Annotated in this window: 16 protein-coding genes; 4 read left to right on the top strand and 12 right to left on the bottom strand. The window is 69.0% G+C overall.

What is annotated here, in order from left to right; genetic code table 11:
- Nucleotides 1-53: 53 nt before the first annotated feature.
- The 8 genes from ACTVZP_RS11835 to ACTVZP_RS11800 all read right to left on the bottom strand — a co-directional run bounded on the left by ACTVZP_RS11835 (nucleotide 54) and on the right by ACTVZP_RS11800 (nucleotide 7272).
- Nucleotides 54-1139 carry a methylglyoxal synthase gene (locus ACTVZP_RS11835; RefSeq protein WP_443212347.1) on the bottom strand — a complete coding sequence of 362 codons (1086 nt, stop codon included), beginning with the start codon at nucleotides 1137-1139 and terminating at the stop codon, nucleotides 54-56.
- Between the two features lie 296 nt (nucleotides 1140-1435).
- Nucleotides 1436-2620 (bottom strand): hypothetical protein, encoded by a 1185-nt coding sequence (locus ACTVZP_RS11830; protein ID WP_443212346.1) that lies wholly within the window; start codon nucleotides 2618-2620, stop codon nucleotides 1436-1438.
- Nucleotides 2617-3213 carry a hypothetical protein gene (locus ACTVZP_RS11825; RefSeq protein WP_443212345.1) on the bottom strand — a complete coding sequence of 199 codons (597 nt, stop codon included), beginning with the start codon at nucleotides 3211-3213 and terminating at the stop codon, nucleotides 2617-2619. Before ACTVZP_RS11825 ends, ACTVZP_RS11830 begins: the two co-directional genes overlap by 4 nt.
- Nucleotides 3213-4148, bottom strand: a complete 936-nt coding sequence (locus ACTVZP_RS11820) for a VWA domain-containing protein (protein ID WP_443212344.1) — start codon at nucleotides 4146-4148, stop codon at nucleotides 3213-3215. Before ACTVZP_RS11820 ends, ACTVZP_RS11825 begins: the two co-directional genes overlap by 1 nt.
- Nucleotides 4145-5101: a VWA domain-containing protein gene (locus ACTVZP_RS11815; RefSeq protein ID WP_443212343.1), complete on the bottom strand. Its 957-nt coding sequence runs from the start codon at nucleotides 5099-5101 to the stop codon at nucleotides 4145-4147. Before ACTVZP_RS11815 ends, ACTVZP_RS11820 begins: the two co-directional genes overlap by 4 nt.
- Nucleotides 5094-5453, bottom strand: a complete 360-nt coding sequence (locus tag ACTVZP_RS11810; protein ID WP_443212342.1) for a hypothetical protein — start codon at nucleotides 5451-5453, stop codon at nucleotides 5094-5096. Before ACTVZP_RS11810 ends, ACTVZP_RS11815 begins: the two co-directional genes overlap by 8 nt.
- Complete coding sequence (locus ACTVZP_RS11805; protein WP_443212341.1) at nucleotides 5450-6301, bottom strand: DUF58 domain-containing protein; 852 nt, start codon at nucleotides 6299-6301, stop codon at nucleotides 5450-5452. Before ACTVZP_RS11805 ends, ACTVZP_RS11810 begins: the two co-directional genes overlap by 4 nt.
- Complete coding sequence (locus ACTVZP_RS11800; RefSeq protein ID WP_443212340.1) at nucleotides 6301-7272, bottom strand: AAA family ATPase; 972 nt, start codon at nucleotides 7270-7272, stop codon at nucleotides 6301-6303. The genes ACTVZP_RS11805 and ACTVZP_RS11800 overlap by 1 nt, the downstream gene beginning before the upstream one ends.
- A 208-nt stretch (nucleotides 7273-7480) precedes the next feature.
- Between ACTVZP_RS11800 and ACTVZP_RS11795 the strand changes: the two genes are divergently transcribed.
- The 4 genes from ACTVZP_RS11795 to ggt all read left to right on the top strand — a co-directional run bounded on the left by ACTVZP_RS11795 (nucleotide 7481) and on the right by ggt (nucleotide 12627).
- Nucleotides 7481-8923, top strand: a complete 1443-nt coding sequence (locus ACTVZP_RS11795) for a tannase/feruloyl esterase family alpha/beta hydrolase (RefSeq protein ID WP_443212339.1) — start codon at nucleotides 7481-7483, stop codon at nucleotides 8921-8923.
- 148 nt (nucleotides 8924-9071) lie between these two features.
- Nucleotides 9072-9998, top strand: a complete 927-nt coding sequence (locus ACTVZP_RS11790; RefSeq protein WP_443212338.1) for an ABC transporter ATP-binding protein — start codon at nucleotides 9072-9074, stop codon at nucleotides 9996-9998.
- Nucleotides 9995-10756: an ABC transporter permease gene (locus tag ACTVZP_RS11785; protein ID WP_443212337.1), complete on the top strand. Its 762-nt coding sequence runs from the start codon at nucleotides 9995-9997 to the stop codon at nucleotides 10754-10756. Before ACTVZP_RS11790 ends, ACTVZP_RS11785 begins: the two co-directional genes overlap by 4 nt.
- A gap of 83 nt (nucleotides 10757-10839) precedes the next feature.
- Nucleotides 10840-12627 carry a gamma-glutamyltransferase gene (ggt, locus tag ACTVZP_RS11780; RefSeq protein ID WP_443212336.1) on the top strand — a complete coding sequence of 596 codons (1788 nt, stop codon included), beginning with the start codon at nucleotides 10840-10842 and terminating at the stop codon, nucleotides 12625-12627.
- Nucleotides 12628-12711: 84 nt separating this feature from the next.
- Here ggt and ACTVZP_RS11775 read toward each other — a convergent pair whose 3' ends face one another.
- From ACTVZP_RS11775 to tkt, 4 genes are all read right to left on the bottom strand, one after another.
- Nucleotides 12712-14097 (bottom strand): ribulose-bisphosphate carboxylase, encoded by a 1386-nt coding sequence (locus ACTVZP_RS11775; RefSeq protein WP_443212335.1) that lies wholly within the window; start codon nucleotides 14095-14097, stop codon nucleotides 12712-12714.
- A gap of 27 nt (nucleotides 14098-14124) precedes the next feature.
- On the bottom strand, nucleotides 14125-15189 hold the full coding sequence (fba, locus tag ACTVZP_RS11770; protein WP_443212334.1) for a class II fructose-bisphosphate aldolase: 1065 nt from the start codon (nucleotides 15187-15189) through the stop codon (nucleotides 14125-14127).
- 85 nt (nucleotides 15190-15274) lie between these two features.
- Nucleotides 15275-16276, bottom strand: coding sequence for a type I glyceraldehyde-3-phosphate dehydrogenase (gap, locus tag ACTVZP_RS11765; protein ID WP_443212333.1), 1002 nt, complete (start codon nucleotides 16274-16276; stop codon nucleotides 15275-15277).
- A gap of 9 nt (nucleotides 16277-16285) precedes the next feature.
- A complete protein-coding gene (tkt, locus tag ACTVZP_RS11760) occupies nucleotides 16286-18259 on the bottom strand; it encodes a transketolase (protein ID WP_443212332.1) in 1974 nt (657 codons plus the stop codon).
- Nucleotides 18260-18274: the final 15 nt, after the last annotated feature.

The raw sequence follows: 18274 nt of genomic DNA, 5'->3' as shown, positions 1-18274 counted from the left end.
CTGCCGCAAAGTCCAGAAGCAACGCAAGCTGCAGGCTTCCGGCGCAGATCGCCCTACCGCAGGACGCCCCGCCGCTCTGCCAGAAGCGACGAGGCGAGCATGTCGGCCGCAGTCGGGCTGAGAGCGACCGGCGTGTCGTGGAGGATCGCGAGACGCGTGAGGGCCTGCAGGTCCGCGTCGCCGCCATGCGCGATCGTCGGATCCGCAAAGAAGACGACGCCATCCAGTTCGCCCGTCGCAATCAAAGCGCCGAGTTGCTGGTCGCCTCCCCGTGCCCCGCGCTGCAGCCGGTGCACCGTAAGGCCGGGCACGGCGGCCTGAATCATCCGCCCCGTGCCGCCGGTGCAGATCAGCCGGTGTCCCTCGAGCCGCGCCGCATGACGTGTCACCCAGGCCCTCAGATGGGGCTTTCGCGTATCATGCGCGGCCAGCGCGAGGCGGCGGGGAGCGATGGACTGCGCGCGGGCGCGGGTCGTGATCGCGAGGATCGCCCTCACCTGCGAGACAAAGCCGCCTTCCTCCGCGGGGAACGAGCCCGCGAGCGCCGCCGTGCCGACGGTGAAGCCGGCCGCGCCCGCCGCCGCGGTCTCGGTCACGCGCGCCTCGCTGTCGATGCTGCCCGCCATCACCACCGGCTTGTCGACCGCCGCGCAGACCTGCCGCATCAGCGCGGGCACGTCGCCGGCGAAGCGGTAGGCCAGAAGGTCGAGGCCATGCACATGCTCCAGATCCGCCAGCCTCCGGGCAGCGGCCACGATCTCGTCTGCGGTGCCCTCCAGCACGCTCGGATGGCCGGTCACACGTCCGGGGAACGGATAGTACCGGATAGGATGCTGACGGGTGATCGCCGTCACCGTCTCGGCGCGGGTCCCGCCGAGCAGGCAATCCACCTCCAGTTCGACGGCAGCGCGGGCCGAGGCCAGTTCACTCTCCTCGTCGAGGCTCACCACCTCGAGGTAGGATCGCCCGCCCGAGGCCCGGATCGCATCGGCAAGTTCCTTCAGCCTGTCGAACGGCAGCCCGACGTCCTTAAAGCCGATGTGGCGCGCGCCCGCCTCGAGCGCCTCGTCCAGCCGGGTGCGCGCGTCGGGAATGGTGCGATCCTCGGCGGTGAGCATGAGAATGAAGTCGAAGGCCAAGTGACACGATCCTCCGTGCGGACGCGGCAGGCGCGGGAGCCCCCAGTGTGATAGGCGCCGGGGAGCGATTTCAAGCGGCTTCCACTCCTGTTGCTCCTGACCGCTGTATCCTCTGCCTTCCGCGCTGTCCCGGTGGTGGCAGCGCATCCGGAAGAAGCGCGCGCATTCGGTCTCTCGTCACCCCGCAGATCGATGATCGTCTCGTGGGGTCCGGGGACCATGGGAACGCTCCCTTCGGCCACGGTTTCCGGAGCCAGTCGCTGCGCCGACAGCGCGGCACGGCGGGGCAGGATCGGTCACTTTCCCGCTGCTCCACGACGGATCTGGCTGCGCAGGATCCGCAGGAAGGCGCGCGCATCGAAGGTCTGGGGCGGCGGGCCGTAGATCGCACGGTCCAGATCGGAGAGGACGTCCGGCCTCCCGACGCATTCGGCGGAACGTTCCTCGGCGGCCCGACGAAGAGCGAGGAGGTCGCCCGCCCGCGCCGCGCGGCGCAAGCGCCAGCCCGGCAGCGGAGAGTAATGCCGCCAGAGACGATGCAGCGCATACGCCGTTGGTCGATGACCTGAGACGAGGACCGCCAGCCCGACCCCGAGCCCCGTGACAAGCGCAAGGATCACGCCGCGAGTGCTTGCGGCATCGAGTTGCATGCCGGCGGATTGCGAGGCGGCGAAGCTTGCGTAGCCGATGGGCAGCGCCGGGATCTCGACCGCTTCGACCTTCCGCGTCACGGTGTTGAAGAAGGGGATGGGGACCGCCGGCAGCACGCCCGGTTCGCCCGTCTCGGGCCGGAACTGCCAGGTCCAGACCACGCTCGCCACCGGCCCGTCCGGGGTCAGCTCCAGACGGCGCTCCACCGGGGCCGCAAAGGCGATGAGCCAGTTCTCGGAGATGACGGGCCGCGGCGGAAGCATCGCCGGCAGGGCTCCGACCGCGGTCACCGTGACGCTTCGCGTCACCGTCTCGCCGTCCTTCAGCCGGGCCGGATCGGTGCTCAGTTCGTCCGTCACGCGAAGCTCTGCGGCGGCGAAGCGCCAGCCGTGCGGGCTGTGGAAGGGCGGACCCTGCGGCATGGGCGCGACCGACAGGTCCAGCGGGTGCGACACCACGGTTTCGGCCTTGCCATCCGAGCCGACGAAGGTCAGCCGGTGCTCCGCCGGCCCGAAGCGCGAGAAGCCGGACTGCTTGGGATAGATCGCAAGGTGTCGCTCGACGACGATGCGCGTGCGGCCGTCAATGCGCTCCTCGTGCCAGTCGTCCCGGTCCAGCTGCACCCAGTCGAAACTCTCCCCGGGCAGAATCTTCAGATCCTCGAGCGTGATCCTGCCGTCGTAGACGCCGCGCACGGTGACGGGCACCATCTCGCCCTCGACTATGCTCTCGGCGCGGGGATGGGCCTGGATCTCGAGCATCCGCAGCGGCTCCTCGGCGAAGGCGGGCGAGGCGGTGATTGCTGCGAGCAACAGGAGAAGGCGGATCACCACGGGTCTCCCTCTTCCGGCGCCGCGAAGCCGAGCGAGAGGCGGCGGGTGTATTCGTCCGACAGCCGCAGCCGCAGGAATTCGCCCGGATCGTCGGCAAGCGTTGCAAGCCAGGCATCATCGGCGACCAGACGGCCCACGTCGAGCGGCGGCATGTCAGCCGAGAAGCGCTCGGTCGGTGCTTCATCAGGCGGTGTCACGACCTGCACCGCGATGCGCCCCGTCTCGTCACCGATGCCCACCACGGGATCGTAGAGAGCGGCCACCACATTGCGGTTCTCGCGCGCCTCGCTGTCGGCGGCATTCGCGAAGAGGACCGCGTCGAAATAGGCCTCGGCAAGGATGTAGTTGCCGACGGCGGCAAGGCTGAGCCCCCTGTTGTAGGTGACCGAACGCCCGGCCTCGGCGAAGGCCTTGTCCGCCTCGGCGAAGCGGCGCGCCTGATAGAGAGCTACACCGCGGATGGCCGGATCCGATGCAAGCGGAACGGCCAGTTGCGGCAGGCCCGCCAGAAGCGCAAGCTTGGCCCAGGCGGTCGGGCCACTGGCGGCGATGCAGGCGAGGGCCAGAAGGGCGAGGGCCGCGCGCCGCATCAGCGCTCTCCTGTGGCGGGGCGGCGGAAGAGCAGCAGGGCGGGCGCCAGAGCCAGCAGGACGAGAAGGCGGCCGAAATCGTCCAGCACGTCGGGCGCCTGGCTTGATCGCGCGATGGCACGGGCCCGGGCGGCCCCCATGCGTGCGAGCAGCGGTCTCGGCTCCCGTGCCGGCGCGAGGTCGCCGCCACCGGCCTTGGCCAGTCCGCTCAGCGCATCGGCCGCCGGCGGAGGCATCCCCTCGGGCAGTCCCCCGCGCGAGAGTTCGAGCGCCCAGACGCGGGCGCCGGCCTCGTCCAGTCGCCGCGCCTCCTCCCATGCACGGGCATTCACGCCGCCGCCGTCCGAGATGACGATCAGATCCGCCCCCGCAAGGCCCGCCGCTCCGTCCGCGGCGAAAAGCTCCCGCGCGAAACTCAGTGCGATGTCGGGCCGGCTGCCCTCGACGGGCATCGTCTCCGGACCCAGCACCGCGACGAGGCTTTCGAGCGAGGCCGCATCGCTGGTCGGCGCGCTCGCGACATAGGCGTCGGACGCGTAGAGCATGAGGCCGACGGGCCTGCCTCCCGCGGTCTGGAGCACCAGCGCCGCCGCGGCCTGCGCATCGGCGAGTTGCGCGGTCGCCGCGACCGAAGGCGACATGTCGAGGATGAGGATGATCGGGTCCATCCGGTCATAGGCCAGCGCCCCCTGACGCAGCCGCGCGGGACCGGCAAGCCCTGCCACCAGCACGGCCGCGACGAGGAAGGGCAGCATGCCGAGCCACCGCCCATCCGCCGGCGCGACATAGCCCATTCCGCGCATCCGCTCGAGCAGCAGCGGCGCGACGATCCTCTCCCATGTCCCGGCCGCGCGGCGGCGCCAGACGATCAGGGCGAGCAGCGCGATCGGCAGGAGCAGCGCGAGCCAGAGCGGGCGGAGCAGGAGAATGCTCATGCCGCCCCCTCCCGGCGCAGCCCCAGCGCCAGTGCGGCGACAAGTGCGAGGGCGGCCGGCCAGGGCCAGAGCGGGAACGGCACGAGGACGGGCGGGCGGTCGGAGGGGTTCGGCTCCAGCCGGTCGAGGTCGGCTGCCATGGCGCGGAGATCCTCCATGCCCCGGACGCGGTAGCTGCGCCCGCCGCTCGCCTCCGCTATGGCCCGGAGCGTCGCGGTATCCACGGCATCGCGCGAGGCGGGCCGCGTCTCCATGTCGTCGGGCCCCAGCGCGATCGTGTGGATGCGGACGTCGTGACGCGCAGCGAGCGCCGCCACCTGCCGGGCGTCGATCTGGTGCGCGTTGTCCCGGCCGTCCGACAAAAGGACGATCACGCGCGAGCGCGCCTCTCCTTCCGAGACACGTTTCAGCGCCAGTCCGAGCCCGTCGGCGATTGCCGTCGACCGGCCGGTGATGCCGATCGACGCCTCCTCGATCGCCCGGCCGATCGCCATGAGGTCGAAGGTCAGCGGTGCAGCGACATAGGCGCGGTTGGCGAAGAGGACGAGCCCGATCCTGTCCCCCGTCCGCTCTTCCACGAAGCTGCGGGCGACCTGTTTCACCGCGTCGAGCCGCGTGCTCTGGACGCCGTCGATGTCGAAATCCTCGATCAGCATCGAGCCCGACATGTCGAGCGTCAGCACGATTTCGCGTCCCGAAGCGCTGAGGTCCGGCATGGGGACCAGCCTCTGCGGACCGGCGAGCGCAGTGACGAGGCAGACCCAGAGAAGCACCCTGAGAACCGTGCCCCACCGCGCGCTGCGCGAGGTGCCGTGCGCGGGCTCGGCCCCGGCGGCAAGCCCGTCCGGCAGGTAGAGCGCGCCGTCCTGGCGCTCGAGCGGCGGAAGGAAGCGCCACGCAAGGAAAGGCAAGGGCAGGAGCAGGAAGAGGAAGGGTGCGGCGAAGTCAGGCATCGCGACCCCTGCGCGCGGCAGTGCGGATCAGCGGCGCGAGATCCGGCGGAGGCGTTCCGGGTCGGTAGAGGGCGCCGGCCACCTCGGCGGGCAGTTTGCCGCCATGCCGCCGCAGAAGCCGAAGCTGGCCCACGACACGGTCCTCGGCGGGCAGCGCGGCGAGGCTGCGAATCTCCTCTTCCAGGCGCGGGCCCTTCGTGCGCGCCATCGCCGGACGCAACAGGCCGAAGAGGACCAGCGCCAGAGCCAGGCCGAACCCGAAGGCCGCGAGCACCTCGGCCCAGCCGAGGCTCGCGAAGGAGACCGGAAGACGCGGCGGGTGCAGGTCGCGGAGCGGGTCGAACGAGGTCATGGCTGTTCCTCGGCCGGCACATCGGTCGCCACCTGCTCCACCGTCACCCCCAGGCGTGCAAGCTCGTCCATCGTGGCCGCGCGCCGTCCGGGCAGATCCCGGAACGCGCCGCGTCGCGTCCGCCCCCCCTCGGTCAGGAAGGGCAGAATTGTCGCGGGCGGATCGATCTCGAAGGGATCCACCATCAGCAGAAGGCGCAGCGGGCCGCGCCGCAGGAGTGTTCCGACCGCCGCCGCCAGCATGGGCCCCGGCCGGTCGAGCGCGGTGGCCAGCAGGATGGTTGCGCCGCGCGGGGCGAGACTGCCGGCCCGCAGCAGGTCGGGACCGAGATCTCGCACCGGCTGGCTCAGCGAGGCGAGCGCGGTTCCATGTGCCCGGACCAGACAGCCTGCGGCCCGCGCCATGCCCATGGCTCTTGCCGAGGCCCGCGAGGACTGCAGGCCGGCGTCCGTCAGCGCGACCGCGCCGGCGGATCCTCCGTCGTTGACCGCGTGCCATCCCGCAAGGGCCAGCGCCTCGGCCGCCGCCACCGAGCGGAACCTCTGCGTGCCCCAGAGCATCGGGCGACGGAAATCCGCCACGAGCACGACGGTCCGGTCGCGATCCTCGTGGAAGCTGCGCACCTGCAGGGCGCCGGTTCTCGCGGTGGCGGCCGCATCAAGGTGGCGGAGGTCGTCGCCCTCGGTGAAGGGCCTGATCTCGCGGATCTCGTGCCCCTGCCCCCGCGGCCGCGTCGCCGTGGAACCGGGCCTGCGCGCGAGTTCCGGCGCGGTCCGCCGCTTGCGGGCCGCGACCGGCGCAAGTGCCAGCAGCCGCGCCACCGTCACCTCATGCGCCGACGCGCCCATCACCAGGGCCGCACATGGCCGAGGAGCCGCGCCACGATCCCGCGCGCGTCGATCCCCTCGGAAGTGGCGCGCCAGCTGGGAACGAGGCGGTGGGCGAGCGCATCGGGTGCAAGCGCCTCGACATCCTCGGGAAGCGCATGGTCACGTCCGTGAAGCAGCGCCCGCGCACGGGCGGATGCCGCGAGGGCGAGCGTGCCGCGGGGCGAGACCGCATGCTCCACCAGCCCGTCGAGCGGGGTTCCGTCGGTCTCGCGCGTGGCGATGACAAGACGCACGATGAAATCCCTGAGCGCGGGCGCGAGGTGGATGGCAGCCGCCGCCGCGCGCGCCGCACCGAGTTCGCCATGGCTCAGCGGCGCTGGCAGCGGGCTGGCCTCGCGCCCCGCCTCGCCCTCGACGAGATCGAGGATCGCCCGCTCGGCCTCGGCACCGGGAAGCGCGAGATCGACGTGAAGAAGGAACCGGTCGAGCTGCGCCTCGGGCAGCGGAAAGGTGCCCTCGTGCTCGATCGGATTCTGCGTAGCCACCACCATGAAGGGATCGGGCAGACGCCGCGTCACGCCTCCTGCCGTCACCTGCGACTCTCCCATGGCTTCGAGAAGGGCCGACTGCACCTTGGGCGGCGCGCGGTTGATCTCGTCCACCAGAACGAGCGAGTGGAAGATCGGGCCCGGGACGAAATCGAAGCTCTCGCTGTTGCGCCGGAACACCTGCGTGCCGGTGAGGTCCGAGGGCATGAGGTCGGGCGTGCACTGGATCCGGGCGAAGCTGCCGTCGAGCCCCTCGGCAAGCCGCTTGACGGCCCGGGTCTTTGCGAGCCCCGGCGGCCCCTCGATCAGCACATGGCCACCGGTGAGCAGCGCCGTCATGAGCCGTTCGACCAGCGTGTCGTGGCCGACCAGCCCGGCGCAGATCTGCTCGGCCAGAAGGGTCACTCCCTGACCCTGCGATTGGGTGCCGATGACGTTCACGTTCTCCTCCCAGATCCGCGCGTCGCTGCATGCGAGTCTGTCAGAGGATGCCCGCGAAAACCATTGCCGCGTCCTCCACCAAAGGTAGGGCGCGGGAAACGCAGGATCGGGGTGGAACGGCGGTGCCCGCGCTGCCGCTACGGCAGGGGTGATAATCCCGCCGCTGTTGCCTAGCATGACGACCGGAGGACAGCGGAGGAGGAAGATCATGCGAACCATCGCCATCGCCGGCGCGGTGCTTGCTGTATCGGCGGCAGCGGCGCAGGCGCAGGCCACGGACGGTCCGAGTTGCGCCGAGCTGCGGGACACGGTCTTTCCAGGCGGCCACGTCACGAGCGCCCGGGAAGTCGCTGCGGAGGGCACTCTGCCCGCCTATTGCGAGATCCGGGCCACCGCCCTTCCGGCGATCTCGATCGAGGTGCGGCTGCCGCTCGAGGGCTGGAACGGCGGCTTCTACCAGACCGGCTGCGGCGGGTTCTGCGGCATCCTCGGGCGCGACGACGCGGGCGCCGGCTGGATCAACGCGATGCGTCCGGGCCTCGCGCGCGGCTATGCGACCGCCACCTCGGACAGCGGCCATCTCGGCCTGTCGGTCGTCGATGCGGCCTGGGCCGACCACGATCCGGCCGCCGAACGGGACTGGGGCTGGCGGTCCATCGGCGAGACCAACCGCGTAGGCCTGCTGCTCGCCGAGACCTTCTACGGGTCGGGCGCCGAGCGCTCGATCTTCCAGGGGTGCTCGACCGGGGGGCGCATGGCCCAGATGGCGGCGCTGCGCTACCCCGAGATGTTCGACGGCATCATCGCGGGCGCTCCGGCCATGGACTACACCGGCCTCGTGGCGACCGCGATGAGCTGGTTCATGGCCGCCAATACCGATGACAACGGCGAGCAGATCCTGAAACCGGGGCGCGAGGCGCTGATCGGGCGCGAGGTCATGGCGCAGTGCGATGGTGTCGATGGCGCGGAAGACGGGCTGATCGCGGATCCCCGTGCCTGCGAGGTGGATCTCTCGCCGCTGGCCTGCGGTGCGGGCAGCAACTCGGACTGTCTGACGGAGAAGGAGCTCGAGGTCGTCTCGCTCTGGCGGCAGGGTCCGCGCAACGCTGCGGGAGAACAGCTCTATCCGGGCGGCATCCCCGAAGGATCGGAGCCGTTCTGGGCCACCTGGCTCGTCGGAAATGCCGAGGGCGGCGGACGGTTGGTCAATGCCTTCACCACGAATTTCGGCGCCTACATGGCCTTCCCGGACGATCCCGGCCCCGGCTGGAAGCCGACCGACTTCGACTTCGAGACGGATCCGGCCCGGCTCGAGACCATGAGCGCCGTCTATGATGCCGACGATCCCGACCTGTCGGCCTTTCGCGAGGCAGGCGGGCGGATGATCGTCTGGCACGGCTGGGCCGATGCGATCGTGACGCCCTACAAGACCGTGGAGTGGTATGCCGAGGCCGCCGACAAGGCAGGCGGAGAGGATGCGCTGAAGGAGAATGTCGCCCTCTTCATGATCCCCGGGCTCGACCATTGCGGCCTTGCGCCCGGACCGGGCGGGATCGACCAGACGGCGCTCGATCCGACGGCGGCGCTCGAGCGCTGGCTCGACACCGGGGAAGCGCCGGACTCGATCCGTGCCGGAGAGACGGGGCAGTAAAGCGCCGGCGACAGGCCGCCGAAGGACGGGACGGCGGGCGCCCCCGAAGGAGCCCCTTGTTCCCCCTTCCCTCCGGCCTATCTCGCTGTCCGGCGCGGCTGTCGGGCGGGGATGTCCGCGCCGCCGGCCGGCATCCTCTGAGGGCTCAATGACTGCCATCGTCTCCATCCGCGATCTCGTGAAAACCTACGACTCGGGCTTCCAGGCGCTGAAGCGCGTGAGCCTCGACATCCAGGAGGGCGAGATCCTTGCGCTTCTCGGGCCGAACGGAGCCGGCAAGACGACGCTCATCTCGACCATCTGCGGCATCGTCCGGCCGACCTCGGGCCTGATCACCGTCGGCGGGCACGATGTCGCTCGCGACTGGCGCGCCGCCCGATCCCTCATAGGGCTGGTGCCTCAGGAAATCGCGCTGGAGCCCTTCGAGACGGTCTTCCGTAGCGTGAGCTTCTCGCGCGGGCTCTATGGCCGGCCTGCGGATCCCGGCCATGTGGAACGCGTGCTGCGCCAGCTCTCGCTCTGGGACAAGAAGGACAGCACGATCCAGCCGCTCTCGGGCGGGATGAAGCGCCGGGTGCTGATCGCGAAGGCGCTGGCGCACAGGCCGCAGGTGCTCTTCCTCGACGAGCCCACGGCCGGGGTGGATGTCGAACTCCGGAAGGACATGTGGGCGGTGGTGGCGGACCTTCGCGCGCAGGGTGTGACGATCATCCTCACCACCCACTACATCGAGGAGGCCGAAGCCATCGCGGACCGGGTGGGCATCATCAATCACGGAGAGATCCTGCTGGTCGAGGACAAGGCGAGCCTGATGTCGCGGATGGGCCGCAAGGAACTGCAGGTGGATCTGGCCGAACCGATAGAAACGGTGCCCGAAACCCTTGCCAGACATGCGCTGGAACTCGACGAAGGCGGGCGCAGCCTCATCTATACCTACGATGCAGCGGGCGAGCGGACGGGGATCGTCACGCTTCTCGGCGAGATGCGCGGGGCCGGGCTGCAGATCGCAGATCTGGCCACGCGGCAGAGCAGCCTCGAGGACATCTTCGTGGATCTGGTGAGGACGGGACGATGAACCTTCAGGCGATCAGCGTGATCTTTGCCAAGGAGATGGCGCGCTTCCGGCGCACCATCCTCGAGTCGCTGGCCTCGCCGGTGATCTCGACCTCGCTCTACTTCGTCGTCTTCGGCGCGGCCATCGGCAGCCGCATCGACACGGTGGGCGGCGTCAGCTACGGCGCCTTCATCGTGCCGGGCCTGATCATGCTGACCGTCGTCACCCAGTCCGTGGCCAATGCCTCGTTCGCCATCCATTTCCCCAAGTTCATCGGCACGATGCAGGAGCTTCTGGCGGCCCCCGTCGGCTTCGTCGAGATCGTGACGGGCTTCGTCGGCGCGGCTGCGGTCAAGTCGATCCTGATCGGGCTCGTGATCCTTGGCACGGCCTTCCTCTTCGTCGACCTGCCGATCGCGCATCCTGTGGCGATGGTGATGCTTCTCGCGCTCACCAGCCTCAGTTTCTCGCTCTTCGGATTCATCATCGGCATCTGGGCCAAGGATTTCCAGCAGCTGCAACTGATCCCGCTTCTGGTGCTCACGCCGCTGATCTTCCTCGGCGGCAGCTTCTACAGCATCGACATGCTGCCCGAAGCCTGGCAGACGGTCGCGCTGTTCAACCCCGTCGTCTACCTCATGTCGGTCTTCCGCTGGTCCTTCTTCGACACGTCCGACGTGCCCGTGGCGGTCAGCCTCGTCGCAATCTTCGTCTTCACGGGCCTCTGCCTCGGCATCATCTGGTGGATCTTCCGCTCGGGCTGGCGCATCCGCCAGTAGGTTTGCGCAGGCCAGGCACAACCTTGACCTGTTCGGCGGCCGGGCCAGATCGTGAGGCCCCAGCCCGCAGTCAGGAGACGCCGATGTTCCGCCCGCTCGCCCTGTTCCTCGCGTGCCAGATGGCGCTGCCGGCGCTTGCCCAGCAAACGAGCGATACCGTCGCTCCCGAAGCCGGCACAGCGCCCACGGCTTTCGGAACGCTGTCGGATGCGGCCCGCACCGCCATGGAGAACCGCGATGCGGGGAGGCCGGTGGAGGCGCAGGACTGGATGGTCGTCGCCGCGAACCCGCTGGCGGTCGAGGCCGGCGCCGACGTTCTCCGCGACGGCGGAACCGCGGCCGATGCAATGATCGCGGTGCAGGCGGTATTGGGGCTGGTCGAGCCGCAATCCTCGGGACTGGGCGGAGGCGCGTTCCTCGTCTGGTACGACGGCGAAAGCGGCGAGCTGACCACGCTCGACGCGCGTGAGACGGCGCCGCGACGCGTCACGCCGCAGCTCTTCCAGACCGCCGAGGGCGAGCCGCTCGAATTCCTCGATGCGGTGGTGGGAGGCCGGTCCGTGGGCACCCCCGGAACGCCCATGCTTCTCGAAGAGGCGCACCGGCGCTGGGGGAAAGCCTCGTGGCCGGGCCTCTTCGACGACGCCATCCGGCTGGCCGAGGAGGGGTTCGAGGTCTCGCCGCGCCTCGCCGGTCTGGTCGCCGACGACCCCGAGGGACTCTCGCGCTTTCCGGCGACCGCCGCATATTTCCTGCCCGGCGGCCAGCCGCTGCGGTCGGGCGAGCTTCTGAAGAACCCCGACTACGCGGCGACGCTGCGGAAGATCGCGGCAGAGGGGGCGGATGCGTTCTACGGCGGCTCCATCGCGGAGGACATCGTCGCCACTGTCCGGTCTGCCGAGGGCAATCCGGGGCAGCTGTCGCTCGGGGATCTCGCGGACTACCGGGTGGTCGAGCGGCCGCCGGTCTGCGCAGCCTACCGCGGGGCGCAGGTCTGCGGGATGGGTCCACCCTCATCGGGCGCGCTGACGGTGGGCCTGATCCTCGGCACGCTGGAGCCCTACGATCTCGCGACGCTCGGACCTCGGGATCCCGAGAGCTGGCGGCTCATCGGCGATGCCACGCGCCTCGCCTTCGCGGACCGCGGCCGTTACATGGCCGACAGCGATTTCGTGCCGGTGCCGGTCAAGGGGCTGCTCGACCCCGCTTATCTGTCCGTGCGATCCGAGCTTCTGCGCGGCGACGACGCGCTGCCCGAGGTTTCGGCGGGAGAGCCGGCCTATGACCACGCACAGCTCCGGGGCCAGGACGAGAGCCTGGAGCTGCCCTCGACCTCGCATATCTCGATCGTGGACGCGGACGGCAACGCCCTCTCGATGACGACGACGATCGAGAACGGCTTCGGCTCGCGATTGATGACGAACGGCTTCCTGCTGAACAACGAACTGACCGACTTCTCCTTCCGCACCCATGCCGACGGCTGGCCCATCGCGAACCGCGTGGAGCCCGGCAAGCGCCCACGCTCGTCGATGTCGCCCACCATCGTGTTGCGCGACGGCAAGCCGGTCCTCGTTATCGGCAGTCCCGGCGGCTCCACGATCATCGGCTATGTGGCGCAGGCGCTGATCGCGCATCTCGATTGGGGCATGGACGTGCAGCAGGCCGTGGCCATGCCGCATCTGGTCAACAGCTTCGGCACTTACCAGATCGAGCTCGGCACGACGGCCGAGGAGATGCAGCAGCCGCTTGCGGATCTGGGCTACGAGGTGAAGGCCGCCGAGATGACATCCGGCCTCCACGCCATCTCGCTGGGCACGACGCTGCTCGGCGGTGCGGATCCGCGTCGCGAGGGGATCGCGCTGGGGCAATGACCTCTCGACGCCGATGATGTGGCCCCCGGCGAAGCTGTCGGAGGCCGCAATACGGGCACAGGCCCGCAATCGGGTGGTCGCGGATCAGGCGGCCCCGGCGAGCGCCAGCCGCTCGCGCCAGCCCGGGTAGAGCTTGTCCGCGTCGTTCTGGAAGCTCTCGAAGGCGCGGGCGAGTTCGTGATGCTCCTTGGCGTAGGTGACGAGATCCACGCCCGCCTTCCAGGCGTCATGCGCCTGCCGCAGCGATTTCGCACCGGCCGTTCCGCCGTCGACATGGCCGAAGGCGCCGCCGCCCGAGGTCTGGATCACGTTGGAATGGCCCAGGTTGTCGAAGAAGCCCGGCAGCCGCAGCGCGTTCATCCCGCCCGAGATGATCGGCGTCGTGGCTTTCATCCCCAGCCAGTCCTGATGGTAGAACGGGCCCTGCGCCGCCTCTTCGGTCAGCATGAAGGCCATGATCTTGTCGGCGGCCTCGCCCTCCATCTTCCCGTAGCCCATCGTGCCGGTGTGGATGCCGGAGGCGCCCTGCAGGCGCGACATCTTCGAGAGCACGAAGGCTGTGTAGCCGCGCATCGACTGCGGCGAGGTCACGGCACCGTGGCCCGCGCGGTGATAGTGCAGGAACTGCCGCGGGAACTGCCGGCGGGCGGTTGTGATCGCCGCGGGGCCCGTCACGTAGCCGTCGACGAGGAAGGCCACATGGTCGGCGTTCTCGCCGAAGGTCTCGAGGATGTACTCGCCCCGCGCCACCATCTCGTAATGGTCGTCCGCGGTGATGTTGGCCGAGAAGAGCTTCGCCTCGCCCGTTTCGTCCTGCGCACGCTTCATCGCGTCGGCGACGAGGCGGATCGTCTCCTTCAGCGGCGCGAAGGTCTGGTTGCCCTGCGGCTCGTCATTCTTGATGAAGTCGCCGCCCAGCCAGAATTCATAGCAGGCGTCCGCGAAGGGCTTGGGCCGCAGGCCGAGCTTCGGCTTGATGATGGTCCCCACCACCATGCCGCCGTCGGTCACGCTCCGGCCCAGAACCCGCCACATGTCGGCGATGTTCATCGAGGGGCCGTCGAACAGGCGCAGATAGCACGGCGGCACGTAGAAGTCGTGCATCTTGGCGTATTCGACGTCGCCCATGCCCTGGTTGTTGCCGATCGTCAGCGTCAGGAACGAACACAGCATCGCCCGGCCGTCGATGATGTTGCGGTCGAACAGCTCGACCGGATAGGCGATCTTCATGATCTCCTTCTCCGGGTCGATCTCGTACACGAGCGCATCGACGCCGCGGGTGAAGTCGTCGGTGGTCGAGACCTCGACGTTCGTGCCGGTCGAGCTTTCGGCGGCGAAGTGGGCCGCCGTTTCGAGGTAGCCGTAGCCGGCTTTGGGCTTCATGACATAGGCGCAGAGAACGTGACGGCCGCCGGCGATCAGATCGGCTTCCTTGAGTTCAAGCCGGGCGTAGCGGTTGGACTGGTCCATGATCGTATCCTTTTCACACGGGGCGTTTCAGGCGGTCTTGGGGGCAAGCGAGCCGCTGGCATAGCGCTCCGCCATATCGTCCATCGGGATGACCTTGATCTTCCCGGCATTGCCTGCGGTGCCGAAGGCTTCGAGCCGCAGCTTGCAGAGGTCGCGCATCGCGTCCATCGCGGGCTTGAGGAACTTGCGCGGGTCGAACTCGGACGGATTCTGCTGCGCGATCTTGCGGAACTGGCCGGTCATCGCCATGCGGCAGTCGGTGTCGATGTTGACCTTGCGCACGCCCATCTTGATGCCGCGCACGATCTCTTCCACCGGCACGCCGAAGGTCTGCGGCATGGCGCCGCCGAATTCGTTGATGATGTCCTGAAGCTCCTGCGGGACCGAGGACGAGCCGTGCATCACGAGATGGGTATCGGGCAGCTTCTTGTGGATCGACTCGATCACCGACATGGCGAGGATCTCGCCATCGGGCTTGCGGCTGAACTTGTAGGCGCCGTGCGAGGTGCCGCAGGCAATGGCCAGCGCATCGACCTGGGTCTTCTTCACGAAGTCCACCGCCTGGTCGGGATCGGTCAGCAGCTGGCTGTGGTCCAGCTTGCCCTCGGCGCCGTGGCCGTCCTCGGCCTCGCTCTCGCCGGTCTCGAGGCTGCCCAGCACGCCGAGTTCCCCCTCGACCGAGGCGCCGACCCAGTGGGCCATGCTGCTCACGCGCTCGGTGATGTCCACGTTGTAGTCGTAGTCCGCCGGGGTCTTGGCATCGGCCTTGAGCGAGCCGTCCATCATCACCGAGGTGAAGCCGTGGCGGATCGCGGTCATGCAGGTGGCTTCGTTGTTGCCGTGGTCCTGGTGCATGCAGAGCGGGATGTCGGGATAGATCGCGGCCAGTGCCTCGATCATCTTCGCCAGCATGATGTCGTTGGCATAGCTGCGCGCGCCGCGGCTGGCCTGGATGATGACCGGCGCGTCGCAGGCCTTGGCGGCCTCCATGATCGCGAGGCCCTGTTCCATGTTGTTGATGTTGAAGGCGGGAACGCCGTAGCCGTGTTCGGCGGCGTGGTCGAGAAGCTGGCGAAGCGTGATCAGTGCCATGACGGGATACCTTGAGAAACGAGGAGCGGGAGTGCCCGGCTCCGGAATGCGTGGTGGAAAGGGGCCGGTGACCCGGCCCGGAAGATCAAAGAAGCTTGCCCATCGCGACGGCCGTATCGGCCATCCGGTTCGAGAAGCCCCATTCGTTGTCGTACCAGCTCAGGATGCGGACCATCCGGCCCTCCATCACCTTGGTCTGGTCCATGTGGAAGACCGACGAGTGCGGATCGTGGTTGAAGTCCGACGAGACGTTGGGCTGTTTCGTATAGCCCAGCACGCCCTTCAGCGGGCCCTCGGCCGCGGCCTCGATGGCGGCGTTGACCTCGTCCACCGTGGTATCGCGCGCGGCCTCGAACACGAGGTCCACCACCGAGACGTTCGGCGTCGGGACCCGGATCGCGACACCGTCAAGCTTGCCCTTCAGCTCCGGCAGCACGAGGCCCACGGCCTTCGCCGCACCCGTCGAGGTCGGGATCATGCTCAGCGCCGCGGCGCGGGCGCGGTAGAGATCCTTGTGCATCGTGTCGAGCGTCGGCTGGTCGCCCGTGTAGCTGTGGATCGTGGTCATGAAGCCTTTGGCGATCCCGATCGCGTCGTTGAGCGCCTTGGCGACCGGCGAGAGGCAGTTGGTGGTGCAGGAGGCGTTCGAGACCACCATGTCCCCGGCGGTCAGCGTGGCATGGTTCACGCCGAAGACGATGGTCTTGTCGGCGCCGTCGCAGGGGGCCGAGACCAGGACCCGTTTCGACCCGTTCTGCAGATGCGCCGAGGCCTTCTCCTTCGTGGTGAAGATGCCGGTGCATTCCATCGCCACATCCACGTCGCTCCAGGGGAGTTCGGCGGGGTTGCGGATCGCGGTCACCTTGATCGGGCCGCGGCCGACGTCGATCCAGTCCTCGCCGGTGGTGACGGTGGCCGGGAAGCGGCCGTGGACGCTGTCGAAGCGAAGCAGGTGGGCATTGGTCTCGACCGGGCCGAGATCATTGATGGCGACAACCTCGATGTCGGTCCGGCCCGACTCGATGATCGCGCGCAGCACGTTGCGGCCGATGCGGCCGAAGCCGTTGATGGCAACCTTGACTGTCATCCTCTTCCCTCAGATACGATTTTTCGCTTCGGCGACAATGGCGTCGACCGTAATGTTGAAGTGTTTGTAGAGCTCGGGCGCAGGCGCCGAGGCGCCGAAGCCGGTCATGCCCACGAAGCCGTCCTCCGGCCCGAGGAACAGGTCCCAGCCCTGCCGCAGCGCCGCCTCGCAGCCCACACGCGGCGCCTGACCCAGGACCTTTGCCCGGTAGTCGGCTGGCTGCGCGGCGAACAACTCGAACGAGGGCGCCGAGACGACGGCCACGGCGATCCCGTCTTCGGCCAGCTTGTCGGCGGCGGCGAGGGCCAGCTCCAGTTCCGAACCGGTGGCGATCAGCGTCGCCTGCCGGTCCGCCGGATCGCGCAGCAGATAGGCGCCGCGTGCAGTCAGGTTCTCGTCCACATGCGTGCCGCGCACGGTCGGCAGGTTCTGCCGCGACAGGACCAGTAGCGTCGGCGTCGCGGTCGAGGTCATGGCGATCTCCCAGGCCTCTGCCGTTTCCACCGCATCTGCGGGACGCAGGACCGTCAGGTTCGGGATCGCACGCAGGCTCGCCAGATGCTCGACCGGCTGGTGCGTGGGCCCGTCCTCGCCGAGACCGATCGAGTCGTGGGTCATGACGTAGGTGACCGGAACGCCCATCAGGGCCGAGAGGCGGATGGACGGACGACAATAGTCGGCGAAGGCCATGAAGGTGCCGCCATAGGGGCGCAGGCCCCCGTGCAGGGCGATCCCGTTCATCGCGGCGGCCATCCCGTGCTCGCGGATGCCGTAGTGGATGTAGTCGCCCGAGAAGGAGCCCGGCTTCACCGAGACCATCGCCTTCGACCGGGTGAGGTTCGATCCGGTCAGGTCGGCAGATCCGCCGACCGAGAACGGCAGCGTCGCATTCACGACCTCGAGCGCCATCTCGCTGGCCTTGCGGGTCGCGACCTTCGGCCTGTCGGCCGAGAGCTTCGCCTTGTAGGCGGCAATGGCCGCGGGAAGCGCCGAGGTATCGCCGGACTCGGCCCGGACGAAGGCTTCGCGCGACGGGTCAGCCGCCAGTCGCGCCTCCCAGGCTGCGCGGGCGGCCGCGCCGCGGGCGGCGATCCGGCCCCAGGCCTCGTAGAGGTCGCCGGGGATCTCGAAGGGCGGGTGGTCCCAGCCGAGGAAATCCCTCGCGGCGGCAATCTCGGCCGCGCCGAGAGGCGCGCCATGGACATCGTGGCCACCCTGCTTGTTCGGGGCCCCGAAGCCGATCACCGTGCGGCAGGCGATCATCGACGGCCGCGGATCGAGACGCGCCGCCTCGATGGCCGCCGCGATTTCTTCGGGCGCATGGCCGTCGCAGGCCTGAACATGCCAGCCCGAGGCGGCGAAGCGCGCCTTCTGGTCGGTCGAGGTCGAGATGGCCGTGTCGCCGTCGATGGTGATGCGGTTGTCGTCCCAGAGCACGATCAGCCGGCCGAGGCCCAGATGCCCCGCCATGTCGATGGCCTCGTGGCTGATGCCTTCCATGAGGCAGCCGTCACCGGCAATCACATACGTGTAATGATCCACAAGATCATTGCCGTAGCGCGCGTTCTTCATGCGCTCCGCGAGTGCCATGCCCACCGCGGTCGCGATCCCCTGGCCGAGCGGCCCGGTCGTCACCTCGATCCCGTCGGCATGACCGTATTCCGGGTGCCCGGCCGTGCGCGCGCCGAGTTGCCGGAAGGAGCGGATCTGATCCATGTCCATGTCCGCATAGCCGAGCAGGTGGTGGATCGCGTAGAGCAGCATCGACCCGTGTCCTGCGGACAGCACGAACCGGTCACGGTCGGGCCATTTCGGCGCCGCGGGATCGATCGTCATGAAGCGGTTGAAAAGCACGGTGGCCACGTCAGCCATGCCCATCGGCATGCCGGGATGGCCCGATTTCGCCTTCTCGACCGCGTCCATGGCCAGCGCACGGATGGCATTGGCCATCCGCGTCTCCTGCGAAAATTGCATGTCCTTCATGGCACTGTTCCTTCG

The organism is Rhodobacter sp. NSM (genome assembly GCF_052244495.1).
Lineage (GTDB): Bacteria > Pseudomonadota > Alphaproteobacteria > Rhodobacterales > Rhodobacteraceae > Cereibacter_A.
This window is presented reverse-complemented; position numbering and strand designations above follow the sequence as displayed.

What these genes read in the sequence shown, in the direction of transcription:
- fba (WP_443212334.1), bottom strand. Translation starts at nt 15,189, where the DNA reads ATGGCACTGATCACGCTTCGCCAGCTTCTCGACCACGCCGCCGAACAC.
- ACTVZP_RS11785 (WP_443212337.1), top strand. Translation starts at nt 9,995, where the DNA reads ATGAACCTTCAGGCGATCAGCGTGATCTTTGCCAAGGAGATGGCGCGC.
- ACTVZP_RS11795 (WP_443212339.1), top strand. Translation starts at nt 7,481, where the DNA reads ATGCGAACCATCGCCATCGCCGGCGCGGTGCTTGCTGTATCGGCGGCA.
- tkt (WP_443212332.1), bottom strand. Translation starts at nt 18,259, where the DNA reads ATGAAGGACATGCAATTTTCGCAGGAGACGCGGATGGCCAATGCCATC.
- ACTVZP_RS11790 (WP_443212338.1), top strand. Translation starts at nt 9,072, where the DNA reads ATGACTGCCATCGTCTCCATCCGCGATCTCGTGAAAACCTACGACTCG.
- ACTVZP_RS11805 (WP_443212341.1), bottom strand. Translation starts at nt 6,301, where the DNA reads ATGGGCGCGTCGGCGCATGAGGTGACGGTGGCGCGGCTGCTGGCACTT.
- ACTVZP_RS11810 (WP_443212342.1), bottom strand. Translation starts at nt 5,453, where the DNA reads ATGACCTCGTTCGACCCGCTCCGCGACCTGCACCCGCCGCGTCTTCCG.
- ggt (WP_443212336.1), top strand. Translation starts at nt 10,840, where the DNA reads ATGTTCCGCCCGCTCGCCCTGTTCCTCGCGTGCCAGATGGCGCTGCCG.
- ACTVZP_RS11825 (WP_443212345.1), bottom strand. Translation starts at nt 3,213, where the DNA reads ATGCGGCGCGCGGCCCTCGCCCTTCTGGCCCTCGCCTGCATCGCCGCC.
- ACTVZP_RS11815 (WP_443212343.1), bottom strand. Translation starts at nt 5,101, where the DNA reads ATGCCTGACTTCGCCGCACCCTTCCTCTTCCTGCTCCTGCCCTTGCCT.
- ACTVZP_RS11775 (WP_443212335.1), bottom strand. Translation starts at nt 14,097, where the DNA reads ATGGACCAGTCCAACCGCTACGCCCGGCTTGAACTCAAGGAAGCCGAT.
- ACTVZP_RS11820 (WP_443212344.1), bottom strand. Translation starts at nt 4,148, where the DNA reads ATGAGCATTCTCCTGCTCCGCCCGCTCTGGCTCGCGCTGCTCCTGCCG.
- gap (WP_443212333.1), bottom strand. Translation starts at nt 16,276, where the DNA reads ATGACAGTCAAGGTTGCCATCAACGGCTTCGGCCGCATCGGCCGCAAC.